The following is a 5,782-nucleotide window of genomic DNA, read 5'->3' as shown; positions in this document are numbered from 1 at the left end:
GCCTTGCAAACGGGATGTGTTCATATAAAGGATTATGGCCAGTTGAGCGTTATTTATCGCTTCTTACTGGCGAGCTACCTCGTTTGCGTGATGATAGCGATGGCTATGGGCCACGCGGGCGCGATTTTATCGTTCACGTTGACTTTCCCGCTGAAGTCACCCAGGCCTGGCAGACGCTGAAACACGACGCTGTGCTTATTGAAGCGATGGAAAGTCGTTCACTACGTTAAAAATTGCCCGTTTGTGAAATACCGTTGGCAAACGGGCATGACTCTTTACTTTTACTTCTGCCTTTTATTCCTTTCACACTTGTTTTTATGAAGCCCTTCACAGAATCGTTTTTCCACGATGCCGTCATCTACGATGATTGATGTTTACACAGGAACAGACTTTTTTGACCGGGACGAGTCGCGTTTGCTTACTGACGAGCTTTCCCTGCTAGCTGGAATGACCAATACAGGGCCATTATCCTGAATACACCTTCAGTTGTTGTGAATGCTATTGCTCAGCAGATCGGATGCACTCCGGTATCTCTTCCGCTTCAGGGACGGCAGGCTCCGCACCTTGTATCCTCCCGTTAAATCCGGGTGACAGAGCATATCAGTGGCTCCGTTGTTGTCGGTGAACACCAGGAATCCATACATTTGAATATGGCAACTGCATCTTGTGCAGAAGATAGAGCGTTGATTTTATTTAAGAACTGAAGGGGGGAGTATGATGTGCCTGATTTAACCTTTCAGACAAAATGGATTTTTTATGGCAGCAGGCGAGAATACTGAGCCGGGTAATACCGGCTATCACCGGTATGAAACTACCGGGGAGAACACGCACTACACCGATGTTTTATGCAGTGGAAAAGTCATCCGGTGCCGGCGGGTGCCGGTCAGAGGGATCACGCTGACGGTGGGGGTGTTCTTTGATGGTACCGGGAATAACCGGGCAAACGCAGACGATCTGCGGCTGGCGTATGCCCACTGCGCCGGTTTGGTCGGTGAGGAACGAGCCAGGGCGTGCGCGAAGTATGAAGAACACGCCAGAGAGGGGGCAGGCAACGCCAGCTGGCAGGGCGGCATCACCAATATTTCCCGGCTCAATGACCTTTACAAATCTGATACTGCCCTTGGTGAAGATGAGATGGAGGCGCAGGTGAAAGCCTACGTCAGCGGCATCGGGACGGCAGATGGGAAAAGCGACTCGTTGCTGGGGATGGGGCTGGGCAGCAGCCTTATCCGGCGGTTTGAGGGAGTGGTGACCAAGACCGATGAAGCTCTTGAGAAAATTGCTTCCGTACTGAATATATTTATCAGTCGTAACCGCGATAAAGCGGCGATCGCGAAGGTGCAGTTTGATGTGTTCGGGTTCAGTCGCGGCGCGGCAGCGGCACGGCACTTTGCCAACCGGGTGATGAACCAGGATACGGCGATAGTGGCTGCAATAGAGAACGGGCTGGATATGTCCAGATACCATGGAAAACCTGCGGGAGAGGTGCGCTTTCTGGGGCTTTTTGACACAGTGGCAGCCATCGGGAGCCTGCTGAATTTCTACGATATTAACGGACGCAGTAATCCTGGTGTCAACCTTGAGCTGCGTCCTTCCGTGGCGCAGAAGGTGTTTCAGATAAGCGCAATGCACGAGTGCCGTTATAACTTCAGTCTGAACAGCATCGCGGGGATGTGGCCGGAGCTGGCACTGCCGGGGGCGCATTCGGACATTGGCGGGGGCTACAACGCGGGCGAGGATGAGATTTCCCTGCTGACGATGCCGGACTTTGACGTGATACCGGAGAGCGCGGACGAGACGCAGACTGCGGTGTACCGTCAGGCGGAGAAGATGCGTCAGGCGCTGTTTTCACTGCCGGCGCTGAAGTACCTGATGCCACACGGTAAGGTGGAGACAAAAATGATTTCGTGGCCGCTGGTTAACCTTGACAAGGCTCGGGCGTTTATTTTTGAGAAGAAAGCCGGCGCGGCGGTGTTTATGACGCGCAGGGCGGTGCCGAACGACTGGGAAAAGGTGTGTATGCGGGTGATGCTCGATGCGGCACAGGACGCCGGGGTAATATTTGGAGATATTGACCCGCAAAACCCTGACACAGCTCTTCCTGCTGAGCTGGTTCCCCTGTGTGACAAAGCAACAGCCCAGGGGCGTGCGATCCGGCGTGGCGCAGAGCCGGAGGGCTTCACGGCGGAGGAGATGCGAACCATCGGGCGTTATCTGCACTGTTCGGCGAACTGGAACATCGACTCGGACCTGAGCCTGTGGGTGAGTCCGTCCTCGGGAGAGGTTTTTCTGCGAAACCACTATGCGCCGACTGACGACCGCTCGTTCGTGTGGCCGATGGCTCCGGGCAAAGGGTGGGTGCGGACGGTGTGGAGGATGGATGACCAGCAGCAGTGGGAAGACCGGGCGCGGGCGAACGTGGACGTGCTGGACGAACTGTTCTGAGGAGGAAGGGATGAGACGATTACCGCTGATGGTGGCCGTGCTGGGGGGCATTCTGCTTTCAGGCTGCCATGACCGCCGGGCAGGCGTAAAGACGCTGCTGGGAGACGGCGTGGAGCAGTGGGGAAAGAAGCTGCCTTACGATAACTGGAATTTTAGCTTTATATACCCGAAAAATCTGCCTGCACTAGTGACGATGGTGTACCTGGAGGACGGGGATATTCGGGAAAGTATCTTCCGTCGGTTAGATCCTATGGACATCAGTGATCTGAGTGTCGGGCGCTGGCATGATTTGATAGGGGGGTATGGCGGGTATTTTAACCGGGGAAAAGCACTGCCGGTACGAATGACGGTGTGCTGGGACTCGGTTATCGACAAGAAAGCGTATGAAACGGAGATCTGGTTCAGCCGGGAGACGTGGCAGCAGATGGCTACGGCATATCCTGACCCGTATCATCCTGGTAAACCTTACTACCGGAAGCGAATGGCTGTTGGTCTTGCTCCAGGCGGTACTGTACGGATCTGGCTTGAGGATAACGGGAACCCATCCGTACTCCAGCAACCAGCACGGCAGCTTACCCTGACGGGGGATGATATGCTGATATGCAAAGGGGTAACGAAACATCCTAACGGGTATGTTTATTACGGAAAGACACCAGATTTCATCAAAGGGAAAACCTATCCGTATGGCAACTGGTAGGGCATAACGATTAGAAAACTTAAAAGGATCTTCTTGAGATCCTTTTGAGCATCAATCTGATTGTTTTAACGGGTTAAACTTCAATACCGCGAACGCGCCAGAGAAATCAGTACGCTGATTGTCGAGTAAGGGGGCAAGAGCCAGCAATTGGCTGAAATCGAAGTGGGCGTGGCGTTATGAGGGAAAAATTATTCAAAGCGATCATATTATTCTGTTTAAACGTGCTCTTGGCGTGACCACCGGTATTCTGCTGTGGAACTTCCCGTTCTTCCTTATTGCCCACAAAATGTCGCCTGCTCTAGTGACCGGTAAACATGGCTTGCATGAGTACCTTCAAACCCAGGTAGTCTATTTACAGTCATAATGTGTAAAACAGGCGGAGGCATTTTTCTCCGCCTGTATCTGTCAGAGTTTGGCGAATTTTTCGAGAGTGCGAATAAGCTGGGTAACAAACCCATATTCGTTATCGTACCAGGCGACTGTTTTCACCAGTTGTAAATCGCCCACGGCGGTAATCTCCGTTTGCGTGGCATCAAACACCGAACCGAAATGGCTACCAATGATATCGGAAGAGACTATTTCTTCATCGGTATAACCAAATGACTCGTTATTGTTTGTCGCTTTTTTAAGCGCGTTGTTCACCTCTTCGGCAGTGACTTTTTTCCCGAGAATAGACACCAATTCGGTGACCGAACCTGTTTTCACGGGTACACGCTGCGCATGGCCTTTCAGTTTGCCGCTCAGTTCCGGGATCACCAGGCCAATGGCTTTTGCCGCGCCAGTGGTGTGGGGAATGATATTTTCTGCCGCCGCACGTGAAGCGCGTAGATCTTTACCACGCGGACCATCCACCAGTGACTGGGTGCCGGTATAGGCATGAATAGTCGTCATCGTGCCGACTTCTATTCCGAAACTGTCGTGCAAGGCTTTGGCCATCGGCGCAAGACAGTTGGTGGTGCATGACGCCACGGAAACAATGGTGTCGTTGCCATCCAGAGTGTCGTCATTGACGTTATAAACGATAGTTTTCATCTCACCGGCAGGGGCGGAAATCAGTACCTTCCTGGCGCCAGCATCCAGATGCGCCTGTGATTTTTCTGCAGAGGTATAAAAGCCTGTACATTCGACAATGATTTCTGCGCCTTTCGCTTTCCACGGAATATTTTTCGCCTCTTTTTCGGCGTAAACCGCAATGCTTTTCCCATCGACGATAAGTGAGTCTTCTGTGAAATCAACGCTCCAGGGGAACGGGCCGTAGTTTGAATCGTGTTTCAGCAGATAGGCGAGAATTTTCGGTGATGTGAGATCATTAATAGCGACAACGTCTATGTTGCTTTTGACCTCAAGTAATCGACGCAACACCAGTCGACCGATACGACCAAAACCGTTAATGCCAACTTTACTCATGGTTTTCTCCTGTAAGGAACTCTTGGGTGAAAATTGATCCTTTCCAGGCTTAGACCAGGATGGCGGGATGAGCAATCTACATTCGTGCAGCGAAACGTAACGTACTGAAAAAGGGCGAACAATATTTAATGAAATTTTAAGAAAAGCTGGTTATGTTAACGGAAAATTGTTTTAAAGCAGGAAATGTTATGGAAAAGAAATATTCAAGGTTACAAATTGGCATTCACTGGCTGGTCTTTTTGCTGGTTATTGCAGCGTATTGCGCAATGGAGTTTCGTGGCTTTTTCCCGCGAGCCGATCGGCCGCTCATCAACATGATCCATGTTTCCTGCGGCATTTCGATTCTCGTACTAATGGTGCTTCGTCTTGTGCTAAGACTGAAATACCCAACCCCGCCAATTGTGCCTAAACCGAAACCGATGATGACGGGGCTTGCGCATCTTGGGCATCTGGTCATTTACCTGCTGTTTATCGCGTTGCCACTGATTGGTATCGTGATGATGTATAACCGTGGCAATCCCTGGTTTGCGTTCGGTGTAACGATGCCTTACACATCAGAGCCAAATTTCGATCTGGTGGATATTTTAAAGTCGTGGCATGAAACGCTGGCAAATTTGGGATATTTCGTTATCGGGCTACATGCTGCTGCTGCATTGGCACACCACTATTTCTGGAAGGACAACACGCTTCTGCGCATGATGCCGCGTAAGCGTTCCTGACGACAATAAAAGAAAGCGCCTGTACTAAACCAGACCCGTGGTACAGGCGAAGAATACGGGTCTACATCGGAAGCATCTATTATATTTATTTGTATGACAAATAAAACCATAATTAGCCTTTATGTGTTTATCTGGATTATATTTAACCAATTTATCTTTCAGTTAAGATTGAAATCCAATTTCCTCAATTTTTGATCTCTCTAAGTGAAATCAAATCCACCAAGCGTATAACTTTTATACCGAACATAAAATTTGGTAAACAATGGAGGTTATATGAAAAAAATTGCACTTATCTTGTTTGTGGGAATGCTTGTTTCGTTTTATGCCGATGCCGGGCGCAAGCCGTGTTCTGGTTCGAAAGGTGGGATATCCCACTGTACTGCTGGTGGCAAATTTGTTTGTAACGATGGATCTATCAGCGCATCGAAAAAGACATGTACTAACTGAAAGGAAAAAAGGGGTGCCATGAGAAAATGAACCTGCCAGCCAGATGCGCGGGGAAAACTCCCCGCGC

General features: G+C 50.3%; 5 protein-coding genes and 2 pseudogenes. 6 read left to right on the top strand and 1 reads right to left on the bottom strand.

Features of this window, described 5'->3' with window-relative positions; translation table 11 throughout:
- From EQY_RS0103485 to EQY_RS25535, 4 genes and pseudogenes are all read left to right on the top strand, one after another.
- A pseudogene (locus EQY_RS0103485) lies at positions 1 to 230 on the top strand (hypothetical protein); the annotation flags it as partial.
- Positions 231 to 756: 526 nt separating this feature from the next.
- A complete protein-coding gene (locus EQY_RS0103480; protein WP_000718748.1) occupies positions 757 to 2,445 on the top strand; it encodes a T6SS phospholipase effector Tle1-like catalytic domain-containing protein in 1,689 nt (562 codons plus the stop codon).
- A 10-nt stretch (positions 2,446 to 2,455) separates the two neighbouring features.
- A complete protein-coding gene (locus tag EQY_RS0103475) occupies positions 2,456 to 3,142 on the top strand; it encodes a DUF2931 family protein (RefSeq protein ID WP_001253647.1) in 687 nt (228 codons plus the stop codon).
- Positions 3,143 to 3,211: 69 nt separating this feature from the next.
- Positions 3,212 to 3,452, top strand: a pseudogene (locus EQY_RS25535) (aldehyde dehydrogenase family protein); the annotation flags it as partial.
- A gap of 95 nt (positions 3,453 to 3,547) precedes the next feature.
- Here the strand turns inward: EQY_RS25535 and gap are convergent.
- Positions 3,548 to 4,549 carry a type I glyceraldehyde-3-phosphate dehydrogenase gene (gap, locus tag EQY_RS0103470; RefSeq protein ID WP_000048677.1) on the bottom strand — a complete coding sequence of 334 codons (1,002 nt, stop codon included), beginning with the start codon at positions 4,547 to 4,549 and terminating at the stop codon, positions 3,548 to 3,550.
- A gap of 188 nt (positions 4,550 to 4,737) precedes the next feature.
- Between gap and cybB the strand changes: the two genes are divergently transcribed.
- Both cybB and EQY_RS0103460 read left to right on the top strand, forming a co-directional pair.
- Positions 4,738 to 5,268 carry a cytochrome b561 gene (gene cybB / locus EQY_RS0103465; RefSeq protein WP_010347364.1) on the top strand — a complete coding sequence of 177 codons (531 nt, stop codon included), beginning with the start codon at positions 4,738 to 4,740 and terminating at the stop codon, positions 5,266 to 5,268.
- A 273-nt stretch (positions 5,269 to 5,541) separates the two neighbouring features.
- Positions 5,542 to 5,715 (top strand): YdcA family protein, encoded by a 174-nt coding sequence (locus tag EQY_RS0103460; RefSeq protein ID WP_000717309.1) that lies wholly within the window; start codon positions 5,542 to 5,544, stop codon positions 5,713 to 5,715.
- The last annotated feature ends 67 nt before the right edge of the window (positions 5,716 to 5,782 follow it).

Origin of the sequence: Escherichia sp. TW14182 (genome assembly GCF_000208525.1) — a bacterium.
GTDB classification, from domain to species: Bacteria; Pseudomonadota; Gammaproteobacteria; order Enterobacterales; family Enterobacteriaceae; genus Escherichia; species Escherichia ruysiae.
This window is presented reverse-complemented; position numbering and strand designations above follow the sequence as displayed.